Genomic DNA, 18812 nt, shown 5'->3' with positions numbered 1-18812 from the left:
GCAAACGAGAATATTTCGCTTCCGGACCCCTTTATTCAGGAAATATATCCACAAAAGCGTACAGGATGCATCGCGGTGGCAAGCGCATGAATCCCCCAGGCGCGAACAAACCGTACGTGACTGGGGTATGTGAGTGCAGCCTACAAACAGGCAGTCTGAAGGATGAAGTGTAGAGTAATTAGCAACAAACATTGGCGATGACAACGGTTTGCCGTAGAATTACGGCCCTTATTAAGAGTCACCAAGGTGGTCAACCACAAACCCCGCATCGGTCAGCCATCCGTTGCGTCTACATGGGACAGAGTAAAAAATTGAATAAACAACCGCGTTCGCTTTCACCGCTGGTTCTTTTGTCAGGTATCAGCAAAAGCTTCGATGGAAAAGAGGTCATTTCTGAACTGGATTTGACAATCAATAATGGCGAGTTCCTCACGCTGCTTGGCCCTTCTGGCTGCGGTAAAACAACCGTTTTGCGCCTGATTGCCGGTCTGGAAACCGTAGATTCCGGGCACATCATGCTCGATAACGAGGATATCACTCACGTACCGGCAGAAAACCGTTATGTGAATACCGTCTTTCAAAGCTATGCGCTATTCCCCCACATGACTGTTTTTGAAAATGTGGCCTTCGGTTTGCGTATGCAGAAAACCCCTGCAGCCGACATCACGCCACGCGTACTGGAAGCCCTGCGGATGGTGCAACTGGAAGAGTTTGCACAGCGTAAACCACATCAACTTTCCGGCGGCCAACAGCAGCGCGTAGCGATTGCCCGTGCGGTGGTCAATAAACCCCGCCTGTTGCTGCTGGATGAATCCCTCTCCGCGCTGGACTATAAGCTGCGAAAGCAGATGCAGAACGAACTGAAAGCCTTGCAGCGTAAGCTCGGCATCACGTTCGTGTTCGTGACGCACGATCAGGAAGAAGCCCTGACCATGTCCGATCGCATCGTCGTGATGCGCGATGGGCGCATCGAACAGGACGGCACGCCGCGTGAAATTTACGAAGAGCCGAAAAACCTGTTCGTCGCCGGATTCATTGGCGAAATCAATATGTTTAACGCCACGGTGATCGAGCGTCTGGACGAACAGCGCGTTCGTGCTAACGTCGAAGGCCGTGAATGCAATATCTACGTCAACTTCGCCGTTGAGCCAGGACAGAAACTGCACGTTCTGTTACGCCCGGAAGATTTGCGCGTGGATGAAATCAACGATGACAACCACATTGACGGCCTGATCGGCTATGTCCGTGAACGTAACTATAAAGGTATGACGCTGGAGTCGGTGGTTGAACTGGAAAATGGCAAGATGGTGATGGTCAGCGAATTCTTCAACGAAGATGACCCGGACTTTGACCACTCTCTCGACCAGAAAATGGCCATTAACTGGGTAGAAAGCTGGGAGGTCGTACTGGCTGATGAAGAACACAAGTAAATTCCAGAATGTGGTGATTGTCACTATCGTCGGTTGGCTTGTGTTGTTTGTCTTTCTGCCCAACCTGATGATCATTGGCACCAGCTTTTTGACCCGCGACGATGCCAGCTTCGTCAAAATGGTCTTTACGCTGGACAACTACGCGCGCCTGCTCGATCCGCTCTATTTTGAAGTGCTGTTGCACTCGTTGAATATGGCGCTGATCGCCACCCTCGCCTGCCTCGTGCTCGGCTATCCATTTGCCTGGTTTCTGGCGCGACTGCCAGAGAAAGTCCGCCCACTGCTGCTATTTCTGCTGATTGTTCCCTTCTGGACCAACTCGCTGATCCGCATCTACGGGCTGAAAATTTTCCTTAGCACCAAGGGCTATCTGAACGAGTTTCTGCTTTGGCTCGGGGTGATCGATACGCCGATGCGCATTATGTTTACCCCGAGCGCAGTCATTATTGGTCTTGTGTATATCCTGCTGCCGTTTATGGTGATGCCACTGTATTCCAGTATTGAGAAACTCGACAGACCGTTGCTGGAAGCGGCAAAAGATCTGGGTGCCAGTAAATTGCAGACCTTTATTCGGATCATCATTCCGCTAACCATGCCAGGGATTATTGCGGGCTGCCTGCTGGTAATGCTGCCCGCGATGGGACTGTTCTACGTCTCCGATCTGATGGGCGGCGCGAAAAACCTGCTGATCGGTAACGTGATTAAAGTTCAGTTCCTCAATATCCGCGACTGGCCGTTTGGTGCCGCAACCAGCATTACCCTGACGATTGTGATGGGCCTGATGCTGCTGGTTTACTGGCGCGCCTCCCGATTGCTGAACAAAAAGGGAGAACTCGAATGATCGGTCGTCTGCTTCGCGGCGGTTTCATGACCGCTATCTACGCGTACCTGTATATTCCGATCATTATTTTGATTGTGAACTCCTTTAACAGCTCGCGCTTTGGCATTAACTGGCAGGGCTTTACCACCAAATGGTATGGCCTGCTGATGAACAACGATAGCCTGCTGCAGGCGGCGCAACATTCGCTGACGATGGCTATTTTTTCCGCAACGTTCGCCACCGCTATCGGGTCGTTAACGGCCGTGGCGCTGTATCGATACCGTTTTCGCGGCAAGCCGTTCGTCAGCGGGATGCTGTTTGTGGTCATGATGTCGCCGGATATCGTAATGGCGATTTCACTGCTGGTGCTGTTTATGCTGCTGGGCATTCAGTTGGGCTTCTGGTCACTACTGTTCTCACATATCACCTTTTGCCTGCCTTTCGTGGTTGTGACGGTCTATTCGCGGCTGAAGGGGTTTGACGTGCGGATGCTGGAAGCAGCAAAAGATCTGGGTGCCAGCGAAATGACTATCCTGCGTAAAATCATTCTGCCATTAGCGATGCCAGCAGTCGCCGCTGGCTGGTTGTTGAGCTTTACCCTGTCGATGGACGATGTGGTGGTTTCGTCGTTCGTCACCGGGCCGGGTTATGAAATTCTACCGTTGAAGATCTACTCAATGGTGAAAGTCGGCGTTTCACCGGAGGTGAATGCGCTGGCGACCATTCTGTTGGTGTTATCGCTGGTTCTGGTGATCGCCAGCCAACTTATTGCTCGTGATAAAACTAAAGTTCAGGGGACGTTAAAATGAAAAAATGGTCACGCCACCTGCTCGCGGCAGGCGCTCTCGTCATGGGAATCAGCGCTGCGCACGCGGACGACAGTAAAACACTCTATTTCTACAACTGGACCGAGTATGTTCCGCCAGGATTGCTGGAACAGTTCACTAAAGAGACCGGCATCAAGGTTATTTACTCGACCTACGAGTCGAATGAAACCATGTACGCCAAGCTCAAAACGTACAAAGACGGCGCATATGACCTGGTCGTGCCATCGACTTACTATGTCGATAAAATGCGTAAAGAAGGCATGATTCAGAAGATTGATAAGTCGAAGTTATCCAACTTCAACAATCTCGATCCGGAGATGCTGAACAAGCCGTTCGATCCCAACAACGACTACTCCATTCCGTACATCTGGGGCGCGACGGCCATTGGCGTGAACAGCGACAGCATCGACCCGAAAACCGTCACCCGTTGGGCTGACCTGTGGAAACCGGAATACAAAGGCAGTCTGCTGCTGACCGACGATGCGCGCGAAGTGTTCCAGATGGCGCTGCGTAAACTGGGCTATTCCGGCAACACCACCGATCCTAAAGAGATTGAAGCAGCCTATAACGAGCTGAAAAAGCTGATGCCTAACGTTGCCGCGTTTAACTCCGACAACCCGGCGAATCCGTATATGGAAGGCGAAGTGAATCTGGGGATGGTGTGGAACGGCTCTGCCTTCGTCGCCCGTCAGGCCGGTACGCCGCTGGAAGTAGTCTGGCCGAAAGACGGCGGGATCTTCTGGATGGACAGCCTTTCAATTCCGGCAAACGCCAAAAACAAAGAAGGCGCGCTGAAGTTGATCAACTTCCTGTTGCGCCCGGATGTGGCGAAAGAAGTGGCGGAAACCATCGGCTATCCGACGCCAAACCTGGCGGCACGTAAGCTGTTAAGCCCGGAAATCGCCAACGATAAATCACTCTATCCGGATGCAGAAACCATCAGCAAAGGCGAATGGCAGAACGATGTAGGCTCCGCCAGCACGATCTACGAAGAGTATTATCAGAAGCTAAAAGCAGGACGCTAATCCAGCAAAAAGGCCCGGAAAATCCGGGCCTTTTTATTACAAACCTTTCAATAACTTCTCTACAAACTCAGGTACAACCTGGCTTGCCGGACCGTAATATTTCTCTTCAAACTCACTGCCGACCTGGCTTGGTTCCAGATTCAGCTCAACCGTATGCGCGCCATGCAGCTTCGCTTCGTGGACAAAACCAGCCGCCGGATAAACGTGTCCGGAGGTGCCGATGGCGATAAAAACATCCGCCATGGCCAGCGCCATATAGATTTCATCCATCCCGAGCGGCATCTCACCAAACCACACCACGTGCGGACGCAGCGGCGCAGGAAACTGGCAACAGTGACATTTATCTTCCGGCGTCACATCGCCCGTCCACTCCAGAATTTGTCCGCTCTGCGAGCAGTGCACTTTCAACAGCTCGCCATGCATATGGATGATGTTCTGGTTACCCGCCCGCTCATGCAGGTTATCGATATTCTGTGTCACCAGCAAAAAGCGGTCGCCCAATGCCTCTTCCAGCTTTGCCAGCGCGATGTGCGCCGGATTAGGCTGGATTTCAGGCTGCTGCAATTGCCGACGGCGGGCATTATAGAATGACTGCACCAGCGCGGGATTACGGGCAAAGCCTTCCGGCGTCGCCACATCTTCAACCCGGTGTTCTTCCCACAGTCCATCAGCGGCGCGGAAGGTACGAATACCAGACTCCGCGGAGATCCCTGCCCCTGTAAGCACCAAAACTCTTGGTTTTTCCATCACTTCCGGTACCACTCTGTCTCTGAAAAAGATCCGTTGACGAAGGCGTTCGCGCAGATGGCGTTTGTTTTTCCGAAATCGACTTAACCGATGACCCCGACGCGACAGCATAGCAACCTCTTTTGATTAATCGGTAAGATGTAAGAAGGCAGCACCACGCATCCCACCGGCATCACCATGTCGTGCTCGCTCAATGCGGGGCACTCGTGCCACGGGAAGCAGATGACGCGGTAGTCTGTCCGCCAGATCGGTGGTAATGGCGGTAAAATTCGACAATCCGCCGCCGATGACGACCAAATCCGGATCGACAATAGTCAGGATATTTCCCAGACACACCGCCAGCAAATCCAGATAACGCTCAACATGCGCCCGCGCCTGTTCATCGCCTTGCTCCCACAGTGAAATGATTTCAGGCGCCTGTAACGGTTGATGATAATAATGCTGATACAACCAGGCAAATCCTCGCCCGGACAGATAATTTTCAATACAGCCGAGTTGACCGCAGCCGCAGCGGCGCAACGGGAAATCGAGACCCATCAGGGTGAGCGCATCGACCGGCAGACGCATATGACCAAACTCGCCGGTAATGTAACTGCGCCCGGTAATCGGTTTTCCGTTGAGGATTAAACCGCCGCCCACCCCGGTGCCCAGAATCAAGCCCATCACCAGCGGATAGCGGGTGAATTCATCATCCCAGGCTTCAGACAGGGCAAAACAGTTTGCATCGTTGTCGAGACGAACGTCGCGATCAAGGCGCGCGCTAAGATCAGCGCGCAGGGATTTGCCACTGGCAGCAGGGACATTCGCGGCGTACAGCGTGCCATCTTCGGTTTCCGGCATTCCGGGGATGCCAATGCCCACCGAACCTTTCACGCCAAAACGCTGATCGGCTTCCGCCACCAGCCCGCAAACAGCCTCTAAAAAAGCGTCATAGCTGTCGCGCGGCGTGGGAACACGCTTTTCCCACCGTAATCTCCGCTCGTTGTCAAAGACGCCTAGCGCAATTTTTGTCCCACCAATATCAAACCCGTAATACATTGCCGCTCCTTGTTTTATACACTTCATCCTTCAGGCGGCCGCTGTTCTGGTCACAGGGAGGTTGTTGTGTATCTCTCACGCAATTATGGTTACTGGCCGCTAAGTACTCTTGCAGGATCGATGTTACTGGCGCGCCGCGCCGGATACCAACTCGCCAACAAACTCAGCAACAGTGCGGTGACCAGCACATAAATCACATCCAGCCAGTGCAATTCGGATGGCAGGAAGTCGATAAAATAGATATCCCCGGAAAGGAACTGATGGCCGATCAGCGTTTCGATGCCGTTAATGATTGGCGTCAGCTGTAGCGAAACCACCACACCAATGACCACGCCGATCAGGCTGCCGAACAGTCCTGCCAGCAAACCGTACCAGACAAAAATGGCGCGGATCAGGCCATCTTTCGCCCCCAGCGTTCTTAATACCGCAATATCGCCACTCTTGTCTTTTACCGCCATCACTAATGTTGAGACAATGTTAAAACAGGCGACACCGATCACCAGCACCATCGCCAGATACATAATGGCGCGAATCATCTGGATATCGCGGTACATATAGCCATAGGTGCCAATCCAGCTCTTGATGTAAACATAGCTGTTGGTCACTTCACCAGCATCACGCACCAGTTTGTTGGCGTTGAAAACGTCGTTGACCTTCAGCGCGATGCCGGAAACCGTATTGTTCATCTCCAGATACTGCTGGGCATCGGCCATCGGGATCATCGCGAAGCTGTGATCCAGTTGACCGCTTAACTGCAAAATGCCAGCAACGTGCAGCCGCACGCGTTTCGGCTGCATCAGCTTATGATCGGCATTTGAATTGGGGATCATGATGGAGACCCAGTCCCCCTGCTTCACCTTCAGCGCGTCTGCAACGCCCTTACCGATAATGATTTGTTGTTCACCAGCTTTAAAATCAGCCCAGGCGTTATTCTGCACAAACGAGGGCAACGCGCTCAAACGCTGTTCCTGCTGCGGATCCACGCCTTTTACCTGAATAGCGCGCAAATTCGCCCCGCTCTCCACCAGTCCGGTAAAGTTGATGTACGGCGCTGCGGCGGTAATACCCGGCACCTTCTGTACCTTCTCCAGCGCTTCGCGCCAGTTGGTCCACGGTTGATTAACCGCTTCAATCTCGCCGTGCGGCACCACGGCCAGAATGCGGTTGTTCAGCTCACGCTCAAAGCCGTTCATCGCGCTCAGGCCGACGATCAGAACCGCCACCCCCAGCGCGATACCGATAGTCGAGATCACCGAAATCAGCGATACCATACCGCTGCGCCGCCGTCCCCGGCTAAAGCGCAGACCGATTAATAACGATAAAGGCGAGGCCATTACTCCGCCCCCATCAGGCTCAGTTCTGCCGTCAGGCGTCCGTCACGCATTTCCAGTTGGCGACTCATGCGCTTCGCCAGCTGCAGATCGTGAGTGACGACCAGAAACGCGGTGCCCTGCGAGCGGTTCAATTCGCCCAGAAGCTGGAAGATGCTGTCGGCGTTGCGCGCATCCAGATTACCGGTTGGTTCATCCGCCAGCACCAGTCGCGGGTTGTTGACCAGCGCGCGGGCAATCGCCACACGCTGACGCTCACCGCCAGACAGTTCAGACGGACGATGGCTGGCACGATGATCCAGCCCTACCGCTTTCAGCATTTCACGCGCCCGTGCGTTAATTTCAGCCGGTTTGTGTTTGCCAATCAGCAGCGGCATCGCCACGTTTTCCAGCGCGGTGAAATCCGGCAGCAGGTGGTGGAACTGATAAATAAAGCCGAGCTTCTGATTACGCAGCTCCGCTTTCGCCGCCGACGACAGTTTACTCATCGGCTGACCGCTAAAAATGACATCGCCGGAGGTCGGGGTATCCAGCCCGCCCAGCAGGTGCAACAACGTACTTTTGCCGGAGCCGGAGCTGCCGACAATCGCCATCATTTCGCCTTCGCCCACGCTGAAGCTGACATCGTGCAACACGTCGGTTTGCACGGAACCTTCCTGATAGCGTTTGCACAGTTTGTCGCATTGCAACAGGATCTTATTCATAACGTAAAGCCTCAGCGGGTTGAGTGGCGGCAGCGCGCCAGGAAGGATAAAGCGTGGAAAGCAACGCGATGGCCATTGCCACCAGCGCAATGATGATGACCTGCAGCGGCTCGATCGCCACCGGCAGCGCCGCACCGTCCAGCAGGATACCGATCACCGGCATCAGGGTATTGAGCTGACTGGCCAACAGCGCACCCAGCGCGGCACCCAGCAGTGCGCCAATAATCCCGGCGCTGGCCCCCTGCACCATAAAGACCATCATGATCTGTCGCGGCGTCAGCCCCTGCGTTTGCAAAATAGCCACTTCTCCCTGCTTCTCCATCACCATCAGACCCAACGAGGTAATAATATTGAACGCGGCAACCGCTACGATCAGGCTCAACAGCAGCCCCATCATGTTCTTTTCCATCCGCACGGCCTGGAACAGCTCGCCTTTACGCTCGCGCCAGTCCTGCCATTTCGTCCCTTCCGGCAACGTCTGCTGACTGAGCGAGTCCACCTTCAGCGGCTCATTCAGCCACAAACGCCAACCGGTGATATTCCCGGCCGGGTAGCGCATGATGCGCGAGGCGTCCTGAATATTGGTCAACATCTGGTAACCATCGACTTCGCTGTTCGCTGCAAAGGTGCCGATCACGGTAAACAGACGCTGGCTTGGCAGACGGCCCATCGGCGTGAACTGACTGGCAGACGGCACCATCACGCGGATCTGATCGCCACGATTGACCCCCAACTGGCCTGCGAGCTGCTCACCAAGGATGACATTATACTTGCCTGGCTGCAGATCGGTTTGCTTCACATTGACCAGATACGGCGTAAGCGGATCTTTTTGTGCCGGGTCGATACCCAACATCACCCCGACCGCCACGCTGCGCGCGCTTTGCAGCACGACATCGCCGGTTGTCAGCGGCGCAATACGATTGACACCGTTCAGTTTTACAGCGCTTTCCGGCAGTTGCTGTGGATTCAGAGAGCCTTGTTCCGCAGAAAGGATGGCCTGGGGCATCAACCCCAGGATGTTATTTTGCAGTTCACGTTCAAAACCGTTCATCACTGACAAAACCGTGACCAGCGCCATCACCCCAAGGGTAATGCCGATGGTGGAAAGCCAGGAGACAAAGCGACCGAAGCGATCTGCTGCACGCCCGCGCATGTAACGCAGGCCGATGAATAGAGCGACAGGTTGGTACATGAAATCCGTCTGGTTGCTGTTAGCAAAGTCACGAGTATATAAGCGAAAGCCGCATGGGTAAACGCCTGAACCGTAAGTGTTCGTCAGTACACAGTTGAAAGGGATCCACCGCGCGACAGGCGCAGGATACCGTCCTCGCTGACCCTGATCCTTTTCTTAAAAAAAACAAAAAACAGAATGTTACGCATTACAGCACCAGAGTCACCCCGCAGGATCACAGGCTATGTTGAATAACGCGAGCGTGCTGTCCTGATGAAAAAGAAAGAACTATGGATTAATCAAATCAAATGGTTATGTATCTGTCTGGTCGTCATCTATCACTCAGTCATCACCTTTTACCCGCATCTGACCCACTTCCAGTTGCCCCTTTCACAGCTGCTGTCGAAATGCTGGGTTTACTTTAATCTCTATCTCGCCCCGTTTCGCATGCCGGTATTTTTCTTTATCTCGGGCTTTTTGATTCGCCGCTATATCGACAGCGTGAGCTGGAAAGAAAGCGTTAATAAGCGAATCTGGAGTATTTTCTGGGTGCTGGCGCTGTGGGGAGTGGTCCAGTGGTTGGCGCTCAGCGCTCTGAACAACTGGCTGGCACCGTCACGCGATCTGCATAATGCGTCCAACGCCGCTTACGCCGGTTCCGTTAGCCAGTTCCTTCACAGCATGCTGACTGCCAGCACCAGCCTGTGGTATCTGTATGCGCTCATTGTCTATTTCGTAGTCTGTAAAGTGTTCAGCCGCTGGGCCGTGCCGCTGTTCACCCTGTTTGTCGTGCTGAGCGTGACGGTCAACTTTGCTGCCACCCCGTGGTGGGGAATGAACAGTGTGATCCGCAACCTGCCGTATTACAGCCTCGGCGCCTGGTTTGGCGTCCCGCTGATGGCAGGGATTAAAGAAGTGCCGTTGCGCCGATATGCGCTGCCCTGCGCAGCTGCCTTCGTGCTGGCTATCGCCGCATGGCTGTTTAACGTCTCATTGCTGCTGTCGTTGGTCTCTATTGTGCTGATCATGAAGCTGTTTTATCAGTATGAGCAGCGCTTCGGTATGCGTGAATCCAGTCTGCTTAACGTGATCGGTTCGAATACTATCGCGATTTATACCACGCATCGCATTCTGGTCGAGGCGTTCAGCCTGCTGCTGATCCCGCAAATCAATGCCGCCGTCTGGTCCCCCGAACTGGAACTGGCCCTGTTGTTGGTCTATCCGTTTGCCAGTCTGTTGGTGTGCACGCTGTTGGGTCTTGCCATGCGTAAAGTGTCGCAGGACCTGTTCGGCGATATCCTCTTCTCTCCCCCTTCTCGCCCGCAAACCGTTAGCTATTCCCGCTAAACTTTTCGCCCTCCGGTGAGGGCGATTCAATTTGCTAATGAGGAGCGATCACGGATAATAAAGGGCATTGCTTATCAGACGACTACCTAAAAGAGATTCTGACAACCGAATGCCTGAACAACAACGTTACACGCTGCCCGTGAAAGCGGGCGATCAGCGCCTGTTAGGTGAACTGACCGGGGCTGCCTGTGCCACACTGGTGGCGGAAATTGCCGAACGTCATGATGGTCCCGTCGTGCTCGTGGCGCCCGATATGCAAAACGCGCTGCGCCTGCATGATGAAATCCGTCAGTTTACCGATCAGATGGTCATGAGCCTCGCGGACTGGGAAACACTGCCCTACGACAGTTTCTCCCCGCATCAGGAAATTATCTCCTCACGTCTCTCCACGCTGTATCAGTTACCGTCGATGCAGCGAGGCGTGCTGATCGTCCCGGTCAATACCCTGATGCAGCGCGTCTGCCCGCACAGCTATCTGCACGGTCATGCGCTGGTGATGAAAAAAGGCCAGCGTTTATCGCGCGATGCCCTGCGTTTACAGCTCGACAGCGCTGGTTACCGGCACGTTGATCAGGTCATGGAACATGGCGAATACGCTACCCGCGGCGCGCTGCTGGATTTGTACCCTATGGGCAGCGAACAGCCCTATCGTCTGGATTTCTTCGACGATGAAATTGACAGTCTGCGCCTGTTTGACGCGGACACCCAGCGCACGCTGGAAGAAGTCGACGCCATCAATCTGCTGCCCGCCCACGAGTTCCCAACCGACAAAACGGCGATCGAACTGTTTCGCAGCCAGTGGCGCGATACCTTCGAGGTGAAGCGCGACGCAGAGCATATTTATCAACAGGTCAGCAAAGGCACTTTGCCGGCGGGGATCGAATACTGGCAGCCGCTGTTTTTCAGCGAGCCGCTGCCGCCGCTGTTTAGCTATTTCCCGGCCAATACGCTGGTGGTCAATACTGGCGATTTAGAAAACAGCGCCGAGCGTTTCCAGGCCGATACGCTGGCGCGTTTCGAAAACCGTGGCGTGGATCCGATGCGTCCGCTGCTGCCACCGGAGTCCCTCTGGTTGCGTGTCGATGAGCTCTTTTCTGAACTCAAACGCTGGCCGCGCGTGCAGCTCAAAACCGACCACCTTCCCGCCAAGGCGGCTAATACCAACTTAGGCTTCCAGTCGCTGCCGGATCTCGCGGTTCAGGCGCAGCAAAAATCACCACTGGATGCGCTGCGCAAATTCCTCGAGACCTTCAACGGGCCGGTGATTTTCTCGGTTGAGAGTGAAGGCCGCCGTGAATCTCTGGGTGAACTGCTCGCCAGAATCAAAGTCGCGCCGAAGCGCATTATGCGTCTGGATGAAGCGACGGAGGCTGGACGCTACCTGATGATTGGCGCCGCCGAGCACGGGTTTATCGATACGACGCGCCATCTGGCACTCATTTGTGAAAGCGACCTGCTGGGCGAGCGCGTGGCGCGCCGTCGTCAGGATTCACGCCGCACGATTAACCCGGATACGCTGATCCGCAACCTGGCAGAGTTGCATCCGGGTCAACCCGTGGTGCATCTGGAGCACGGCGTTGGACGCTATGCCGGGATGACCACGCTGGAAGCGGGCGGGATCAAAGGTGAATATCTGATGCTCACCTACGCTAATGACGCCAAACTGTACGTCCCGGTCTCCTCTTTGCATCTGATCAGCCGTTACGCCGGAGGCGCAGAAGAGAACGCACCGCTGCATAAACTCGGCGGCGACGCCTGGTCACGCGCGCGACAAAAAGCGGCAGAGAAAGTGCGCGACGTGGCAGCCGAGTTGCTGGACATCTACGCCCAGCGCGCGGCAAAAGAGGGCTTCGCCTTCAAACACGATCGCGAGCAGTATCAACTGTTCTGCGACGGTTTCCCCTTTGAAACCACCCCCGACCAGGCACAGGCGATTAACGCTGTACTTAGCGACATGTGTCAGCCGCTGGCGATGGACCGCCTGGTGTGTGGTGACGTTGGATTTGGTAAAACCGAAGTGGCGATGCGCGCCGCGTTTCTCGCGGTCGAAAACCACAAGCAGGTGGCGGTGCTGGTGCCAACCACTCTGCTCGCCCAGCAACACTTTGATAATTTCCGCGACCGTTTTGCCAACTGGCCGGTGCGCATCGAAATGCTTTCCCGCTTCCGTAGCGCCAAAGAACAGGCGCAGATCCTGGAACAGGTTGCCGAAGGGAAAATTGATATTCTGATCGGTACGCATAAACTGCTGCAAAGCGATGTGAAACTGAAAGATCTGGGGCTACTGATCGTCGATGAAGAGCACCGCTTCGGCGTGCGCCATAAAGAGCGCATCAAAGCGATGCGCGCCGATGTGGACATTCTGACGCTGACCGCCACGCCAATCCCGCGTACGCTGAACATGGCCATGAGCGGCATGCGCGATCTGTCGATTATCGCCACGCCGCCAGCGCGGCGTCTGGCGGTGAAAACGTTTGTTCGCGAATACGATGCACTGGTGGTCCGTGAGGCAATTCTGCGTGAAGTGCTGCGCGGCGGGCAGGTCTACTATCTTTATAATGATGTCGAGAACATCCAGAAAGCCGCCGACAGGCTGGCGGAGCTGGTGCCGGAGGCGCGAATTGCCATTGGTCATGGGCAGATGCGCGAACGCGAACTGGAACGCGTGATGAACGACTTCCACCATCAGCGTTTTAACGTGCTGGTCTGTACCACCATTATCGAAACCGGGATTGATATCCCGACCGCCAACACGATTATTATCGAGCGTGCGGATCATTTCGGTCTGGCACAGTTACACCAGTTGCGCGGCCGCGTAGGACGTTCACACCATCAGGCATATGCCTGGCTGCTGACGCCGCATCCCAAAGCGATGACCACCGACGCGCAAAAACGCCTGGAAGCGATTGCCTCGCTGGAAGACCTGGGGGCGGGCTTTGCGCTGGCGACTCACGATCTGGAGATCCGCGGCGCAGGTGAACTGCTCGGGGAAGAACAGAGCGGTTCGATGGAAACCATCGGCTTTTCGCTGTATATGGAGCTGCTGGAAAACGCCGTCGATGCCCTGAAGGCCGGACGCGAGCCATCGCTGGAAGATCTCACCAGCCAGCAAACTGAGGTCGAACTGCGTATGCCGTCGCTGCTGCCGGACGATTACATCCCGGACGTGAATACCCGCCTGTCGTTCTACAAGCGTATCGCCAGCGCGAAGAGCGAGAATGAACTGGAAGAGATCAAAGTGGAGCTGATCGACCGCTTCGGTCTGCTGCCCGATCCGGCGCGTACCCTGCTGGATATCGCCCGCTTGCGTCAACAGGCGCAGAAGCTGGGTATCCGCAAACTGGAAGGCAATGAGAAAGGCGGCACTATCGAATTCGCCGAGAAGAACCATGTTAACCCAGGCTGGCTGATTGGACTGCTGCAAAAACAGCCGCAGCACTTCCGTCTTGACGGGCCGACCCGACTGAAGTTCATCCATGATCTGACCGAGCGGAAAACACGGATGGACTGGGTGCGTCAGTTTATGCAGCAACTGGAAGAAAACGCCGTAGCGTGATTGAGTGGTGCCGGATGGCGGTTGCGCCTTATCCGGCCTACACATCGATTCCTGGCCGTAGGCCTGATAAGCGCCGCGCTATCAGGCAAGGTTCCGCGATCTTTACAACTCTTTGCACTTCCCTTGCATTTAAAGACACGCCGCCCCGCCATAATTATTATTGGATTCTTCTGGCATAATAACCCTTTGATTTGTGATGATAATGAACAAGATGCGACTTTCCCGCTGGCTGGCCTTTTTTGCGCTCGCCGCCAGCATTACGCTTGCGCTTCCCACACAGGCGAATACCTGGCCTCTTCCTCCGCCTGGCAGCAAACTGGTTGGGGAAAATAAGTACCACGTTGTTGAAAATAACGGAGGTTCGCTGGAAGCCATCGCGAAAAAATATAACGTCGGTTTTCTCGCGCTGTTGCAGGCGAATCCCGGCGTGGATCCCTACGTTCCCCGCGCGGGCAGCGTGCTGATCATCCCCTTGCAGACGCTGCTACCGGATGCTCCGCGTGAAGGCATTGTTATCAATCTGGCTGAACTGCGTCTCTACTACTACCATCCGGGGAAAAATTCGGTCACCGTCTACCCTATCGGCATTGGCCAGTTGGGCGGTGATACCCTGACTCCAACGATGGTCACGACCGTCTCCGACAAGCGCGCCAACCCAACCTGGACGCCGACGGCGAATATCCGTGCCCGCTATAAAGCGCAAGGAATTATCCTTCCGGCGGTGGTGCCTGCCGGACCGGATAACCCGATGGGACACCATGCCATTCGCTTAGCGGCGTATGGTGGCGTCTATCTGCTGCATGGCACCAACGCTGATTTCGGTATCGGCATGCGCGTCAGTTCTGGCTGTATCCGCCTGCGTGATGGCGATATTGAGACCCTGTTCAGACAGGTTACACCGGGCACCAAAGTGAATATCATCAATACCCCGATCAAAGCCTCGGTTGAGCCGGACGGGACGCGGCTGGTCGAAGTCCACCAGCCGCTGTCGAAAAATATAGATGATGACCCGCAGGTTCTGCCTATCGTATTGAACAGCACTCTGCAATCGTTTAAAGATTCCGCACAGACGGACGCGGCGGTGATGCAGCATGTGATGGACGTTCGTTCCGGTATGCCGGTCGATGTCCGACGCCATCGCGAGGTGGATCAGCAGTCGATGTAACGATTCCGGACATGAAAAAGCCCCGCTGAAATACAATCAGCGGGGCTTTTTTTATCACGTTATTTTGCAGCAGCAGGCATCAATGAGGGTTAATGCTTATTTATAAATTACCGCGGTACCGTGCAGGTTGTTTGGACCCGTTACAGAAGTAATGCGGAATGATTTCGCCCCCATGGCATCCGCTTTCTGCGCCAGTTCGTCCTGCAATGAACTCAGGTTAGTCCCTGCATTTGCAGAGATGGTGCCGACTTTTTGCTGACCGGCAGGCGTGGACTGAACTTCTACAGCCGCGAAGCTTGCGAATGACAGTGAACTCAGAACAGCAGCAGCGATGAGGGTTTTTACGTTTTTCATAATAGTGACCTTTTGCAGATGATTGGGCGTCGTAAGCATTTACTTAACGATCGATAGATAAATGATAGATGTGATCCAGGTCACACGTCAACTCATTTTTTATAACGATCGTTATATAAAAACAAAAGCACTTATCTTTCATACAACTAAGCTGAAAAACTTTTTCTCACGAATGCGCTGGAGCCTGTGCGGGTTTATTTTTATAATGGTTGCTCACTAAGCCCATTAAGGTACAACGGCATCATGACAACTGAATCGACAGGTTGTGTTAAAAAAAGCCGTGGCCGACCAAAAGTGTTCGACAGGGAAGCCGCGCTTGATAAGGCCATGACACTCTTCTGGCAGCACGGTTATGAAGCAACATCGCTTTCTGACCTTGTTGAAGCGACGGGTGCGAAAGCGCCAACGCTGTATGCGGAATTCACCAATAAAGAGGGTCTGTTCCGCGCGGTGCTGGACAGATACATCGCCCGCTTCGCGGCAAAACATGAAGCGCAGTTATTCTGCGAAGAGAAAAGCGTTGAAGCGGCACTGGAGGATTACTTCACCGCAGTGGCAACCTGTTTCACCAGCAAAGACACCCCCGCTGGCTGCTTTATGATTAATACCTCCGCGACGCTTGCCGCCGCGTCACGCGATATTGCACATACGCTGAAATCACGTCACGCCATGCAGGAACAAACCCTGACGCAATTTCTTCGTCAACGGCAGGAACGCGGCGAGATCCCGGCGCACTGCGATGTGCAACATCTTGCCGAGTATCTGAGCTGCATTTTGCAAGGGATGTCCATCAGCGCCCGGGAAGGCGCCAGTTTCGACAAGCTGCAGCAAATCACCCACACTACCCTACGCCTGTGGCCTGAACTGCTGAAGACCTGATCGCTTTGTTGACCGGGAAACGTCATTTCCCGGTCCTTCCACACCATGATTCCCGCATAATAACTAATGTTATCACTGAGTTAGGTTCACTTTTTTGTAAAAAAAACATTGATAATAACAATTATTATCAGCAATATTCGCATTTGATTTTGTATCTGTTTCACAATGTAACAGCCGGCTACGACCGGTGAAAACCTTCACCTGCACAGATATTTTCAGAAAGGAATGCGAATGAATAAGCGTCTTTGGGTTCTCAACCCTGTCCTGTTAGCCCTGACTCTGCCCGCTGCGGCGGCGCAAACAGAAGAAGAAAACCTCATCGTCAGCGCTAACCGTAGCCAGAAAACCGTCGCCGAGATGGCACAGACCACCTGGGTCATTGAAGGCCAGGAGATTGAACAACAGGTTCAGGGCGGCAAAGAGTTCAAAGACGTGCTGGCGCAACTGATTCCGGGCATCGATGTCAGCAGCCAGGGACGTACCAACTACGGAATGAACATGCGTGGTCGTGCGATTGTCGTGCTGATCGACGGCGTACGCCTGAATTCTTCACGTACCGACAGTCGTCAGCTGGATTCTATCGATCCCTTTAACATCGCCCACATTGAGGTCATTTCAGGCGCAACCTCGCTATATGGCGGCGGCAGTACCGGCGGCTTAATCAACGTTGTGACCAAAAAAGGCCAGCCGGACCGCCAGGTTGACCTTGAACTGGGCAGCAAATCGGGTTTTAACAACAGCAACGATCACGACGAGCGCGTTGCCGCCGCGGTCAGCGGTGGAACGGATCGCGCGTCTGGTCGACTGTCCGTAGCCTATCAGCGCTTTGGCGGCTGGTACGACGGTAACGGTGATGCCCTGATGCTCGACAACACGCAAACCGGCCTGCAGCACTCCGATCGTCTGGACGTAATGGGGACCGGCACCCTCGATATCGATGACAACCGCCAGATACAGTTGGTCACCCAGTACTATAAGAGTCAGGGCGATGAAGATTACGGGTTATACCTGGGCGAAAACATGTCCGCCGTTACCGGTAGCGGCACCGCCAGCACACGCAGCGGACTGAGTTCAGACCGTATTCCGGGGACGGAGCGCCATCTGATCAGCCTGCAATACTCTGACGCGGACTTCTTCGGCCAGAATCTGGTCAGCCAAATCTATTACCGCGACGAGTCACTAAAGTTCTACCCCTTCCCGACGCTCAGCAAAGGTCAGGTGACCAGCTTCTCGGCGTCGCAGCAGGATACCGACCAGTTCGGTGCCAAAATCACTCTCAACAGTCAGTTGATGGACAACTGGGAGCTGACGTGGGGCGTCGATGCGGATCATGAAACCTTCGACTCCAACCAGAAGTTCTTCGATCTGGCCTGGTCTGTGCCGTCAGGCGGGATGGACAATCGCACGGCCTACACGACCGGACGTTATCCCGGATACAGCATCACCAACTTCGCTCCGTTCCTGCAAAGCAGTTACGACATTAACGACATCTTCACTCTGAGCGGTGGTGTGCGCTATCAATGGACAGAAAACCGCGTTGATGATTTCGTGGGTTACGCGCAGCAACAGGGGATTGCCAACGGTTTAGCAAGTTCTGCCGATGTCATCCCTGGCGGCAAAACCGATTACGACAACTTCTTGTTCAATGCCGGGCTGTTGGCGCATCTCACCGAACGCCAGCAGACTTGGTTTAACTTCTCCCAGGGCGTTGAGCTACCGGATCCCGGGAAATACTACGGCAACGGCACTTACCAGTTGGTGGGCGATCATTACCAGCTCCAGCGCAGCGTGAACGTGGCGGATTCGCGTCTCGAAGGGATCAAGGTCAATTCGTATGAGCTGGGCTGGCGTTATACCGGCGATAATCTGCGTACCCAGCTGGCGGCGTACTATTCGACGTCCGATAAGTCGATTGTGATTAACCGTAGCGATATGACGATCCGCGTGGAACCTGACGATCGCCGGATTTACGGCGTGGAAGGCGCGGCGGATTACTTCATCCCTGACACTGACTGGAGTCTCGGTGCGAACTTTAACGTCCTGAAATCTGAAGTGAAAAAGAACGGGAAATGGGAAAAATGGGACGTAACGCTCGCGTCGCCGTCCAAAGCCACCGCCTGGGTCGGCTGGGCGCCCGAGCCGTGGTCGCTGCGGGTTCAGACCCAACAGTCGTTTGATCTCACCGATGCCAGCGGCAACAAGCTGGATGGCTATAACACCGTGGACTTTATTGGCAGCTATCAACTCCCGCTGGGCAAACTGACCTTCAGCATTGAAAACCTGCTGGATGAAGATTACACCACCCTGTGGGGACAACGCGCGCCATTGCTGTACAGCCCAACCTATGGCAGTCCATCGCTGTACGAATATAAGGGCCGGGGTCGCACCTTTGGTCTGAACTACGCCTTAACTTTCTGA

At 54.4% G+C, this 18812-nt stretch carries 15 protein-coding genes; 9 read left to right on the top strand and 6 right to left on the bottom strand.

What is annotated here, in order from left to right:
• Positions 1-293 precede the first annotated feature (293 nt).
• From potA to potD, 4 genes are read left to right on the top strand one after another with little or no spacing between them, the layout of a single operon-like run.
• On the top strand, positions 294-1430 hold the full coding sequence (gene potA / locus AOY24_RS10735) for a spermidine/putrescine ABC transporter ATP-binding protein PotA (RefSeq protein WP_043000955.1): 1137 nt from the start codon (positions 294-296) through the stop codon (positions 1428-1430).
• A complete protein-coding gene (gene potB, locus AOY24_RS10730) occupies positions 1414-2271 on the top strand; it encodes a spermidine/putrescine ABC transporter permease PotB (protein ID WP_043000956.1) in 858 nt (285 codons plus the stop codon). Before potA ends, potB begins: the two co-directional genes overlap by 17 nt.
• The gene (gene potC / locus AOY24_RS10725; RefSeq protein WP_054176609.1) at positions 2268-3059 is read left to right on the top strand and encodes a spermidine/putrescine ABC transporter permease PotC; all 792 of its coding nucleotides are present in this window, start codon (positions 2268-2270) and stop codon (positions 3057-3059) included. The genes potB and potC overlap by 4 nt, the downstream gene beginning before the upstream one ends.
• On the top strand, positions 3056-4102 hold the full coding sequence (gene potD, locus AOY24_RS10720) for a spermidine/putrescine ABC transporter substrate-binding protein PotD (protein ID WP_054176608.1): 1047 nt from the start codon (positions 3056-3058) through the stop codon (positions 4100-4102). The genes potC and potD overlap by 4 nt, the downstream gene beginning before the upstream one ends.
• Before the next feature lie 36 nt (positions 4103-4138).
• On the opposite strand, the gene cobB is transcribed toward potD, so the two are convergent.
• From cobB to lolC, 5 genes are all read right to left on the bottom strand, one after another.
• A complete protein-coding gene (gene cobB, locus AOY24_RS10715) occupies positions 4139-4960 on the bottom strand; it encodes a Sir2 family NAD+-dependent deacetylase (protein WP_043000959.1) in 822 nt (273 codons plus the stop codon).
• 15 nt (positions 4961-4975) lie between these two features.
• On the bottom strand, positions 4976-5887 hold the full coding sequence (gene nagK / locus AOY24_RS10710) for an N-acetylglucosamine kinase (RefSeq protein ID WP_054176607.1): 912 nt from the start codon (positions 5885-5887) through the stop codon (positions 4976-4978).
• Between the two features lie 89 nt (positions 5888-5976).
• A complete protein-coding gene (lolE, locus tag AOY24_RS10705; protein ID WP_054176606.1) occupies positions 5977-7221 on the bottom strand; it encodes a lipoprotein-releasing ABC transporter permease subunit LolE in 1245 nt (414 codons plus the stop codon).
• Positions 7221-7922 (bottom strand): lipoprotein-releasing ABC transporter ATP-binding protein LolD, encoded by a 702-nt coding sequence (gene lolD, locus AOY24_RS10700; RefSeq protein WP_043000962.1) that lies wholly within the window; start codon positions 7920-7922, stop codon positions 7221-7223. Before lolD ends, lolE begins: the two co-directional genes overlap by 1 nt.
• Positions 7915-9114 carry a lipoprotein-releasing ABC transporter permease subunit LolC gene (lolC, locus tag AOY24_RS10695; RefSeq protein WP_044254927.1) on the bottom strand — a complete coding sequence of 400 codons (1200 nt, stop codon included), beginning with the start codon at positions 9112-9114 and terminating at the stop codon, positions 7915-7917. Before lolC ends, lolD begins: the two co-directional genes overlap by 8 nt.
• A 252-nt stretch (positions 9115-9366) precedes the next feature.
• On the opposite strand from lolC, the gene AOY24_RS10690 reads away from it, so the two are divergent.
• The 3 genes from AOY24_RS10690 (at position 9367) to AOY24_RS10680 (ending at position 15161) form a co-directional block, all read left to right on the top strand.
• Positions 9367-10440: an acyltransferase family protein gene (locus tag AOY24_RS10690; RefSeq protein ID WP_054176605.1), complete on the top strand. Its 1074-nt coding sequence runs from the start codon at positions 9367-9369 to the stop codon at positions 10438-10440.
• Positions 10441-10549: 109 nt separating this feature from the next.
• Complete coding sequence (mfd, locus tag AOY24_RS10685) at positions 10550-13996, top strand: transcription-repair coupling factor (protein WP_054176604.1); 3447 nt, start codon at positions 10550-10552, stop codon at positions 13994-13996.
• Between the two features lie 199 nt (positions 13997-14195).
• On the top strand, positions 14196-15161 hold the full coding sequence (locus AOY24_RS10680; protein ID WP_054176681.1) for a L,D-transpeptidase family protein: 966 nt from the start codon (positions 14196-14198) through the stop codon (positions 15159-15161).
• A gap of 96 nt (positions 15162-15257) precedes the next feature.
• Here the strand turns inward: AOY24_RS10680 and bhsA are convergent, their stop codons facing one another.
• Positions 15258-15515, bottom strand: coding sequence for a multiple stress resistance protein BhsA (gene bhsA, locus AOY24_RS10675; RefSeq protein WP_043001950.1), 258 nt, complete (start codon positions 15513-15515; stop codon positions 15258-15260).
• A gap of 243 nt (positions 15516-15758) precedes the next feature.
• On the opposite strand from bhsA, the gene comR reads away from it, so the two are divergent.
• Together comR and AOY24_RS10665 are read left to right on the top strand one after the other, a co-directional pair.
• Positions 15759-16394, top strand: coding sequence for a TetR family copper-responsive transcriptional repressor ComR (gene comR, locus AOY24_RS10670; protein ID WP_054176603.1), 636 nt, complete (start codon positions 15759-15761; stop codon positions 16392-16394).
• Between the two features lie 231 nt (positions 16395-16625).
• On the top strand, positions 16626-18812 hold the full coding sequence (locus tag AOY24_RS10665) for a TonB-dependent siderophore receptor (protein ID WP_044257981.1): 2187 nt from the start codon (positions 16626-16628) through the stop codon (positions 18810-18812).

The organism is Citrobacter sp. CtB7.12 (assembly GCF_001297795.1).
GTDB classification, from domain to species: domain Bacteria; phylum Pseudomonadota; class Gammaproteobacteria; order Enterobacterales; family Enterobacteriaceae; genus Citrobacter_A; species Citrobacter_A amalonaticus.
This window is presented reverse-complemented; position numbering and strand designations above follow the sequence as displayed.

Bases quoted from the DNA above. Each gene is read 5' to 3' on its own strand.
- potB (WP_043000956.1), top strand. From the start codon at position 1,414: ATGAAGAACACAAGTAAATTCCAGAATGTGGTGATTGTCACTATCGTC.
- AOY24_RS10690 (WP_054176605.1), top strand. From the start codon at position 9,367: ATGAAAAAGAAAGAACTATGGATTAATCAAATCAAATGGTTATGTATC.
- bhsA (WP_043001950.1), bottom strand. From the start codon at position 15,515: ATGAAAAACGTAAAAACCCTCATCGCTGCTGCTGTTCTGAGTTCACTG.
- lolC (WP_044254927.1), bottom strand. From the start codon at position 9,114: ATGTACCAACCTGTCGCTCTATTCATCGGCCTGCGTTACATGCGCGGG.
- nagK (WP_054176607.1), bottom strand. From the start codon at position 5,887: ATGTATTACGGGTTTGATATTGGTGGGACAAAAATTGCGCTAGGCGTC.
- AOY24_RS10665 (WP_044257981.1), top strand. From the start codon at position 16,626: ATGAATAAGCGTCTTTGGGTTCTCAACCCTGTCCTGTTAGCCCTGACT.
- potA (WP_043000955.1), top strand. From the start codon at position 294: ATGGGACAGAGTAAAAAATTGAATAAACAACCGCGTTCGCTTTCACCG.
- lolE (WP_054176606.1), bottom strand. From the start codon at position 7,221: ATGGCCTCGCCTTTATCGTTATTAATCGGTCTGCGCTTTAGCCGGGGA.
- potC (WP_054176609.1), top strand. From the start codon at position 2,268: ATGATCGGTCGTCTGCTTCGCGGCGGTTTCATGACCGCTATCTACGCG.
- cobB (WP_043000959.1), bottom strand. From the start codon at position 4,960: ATGCTGTCGCGTCGGGGTCATCGGTTAAGTCGATTTCGGAAAAACAAA.
- potD (WP_054176608.1), top strand. From the start codon at position 3,056: ATGAAAAAATGGTCACGCCACCTGCTCGCGGCAGGCGCTCTCGTCATG.
- mfd (WP_054176604.1), top strand. From the start codon at position 10,550: ATGCCTGAACAACAACGTTACACGCTGCCCGTGAAAGCGGGCGATCAG.
- lolD (WP_043000962.1), bottom strand. From the start codon at position 7,922: ATGAATAAGATCCTGTTGCAATGCGACAAACTGTGCAAACGCTATCAG.
- comR (WP_054176603.1), top strand. From the start codon at position 15,759: ATGACAACTGAATCGACAGGTTGTGTTAAAAAAAGCCGTGGCCGACCA.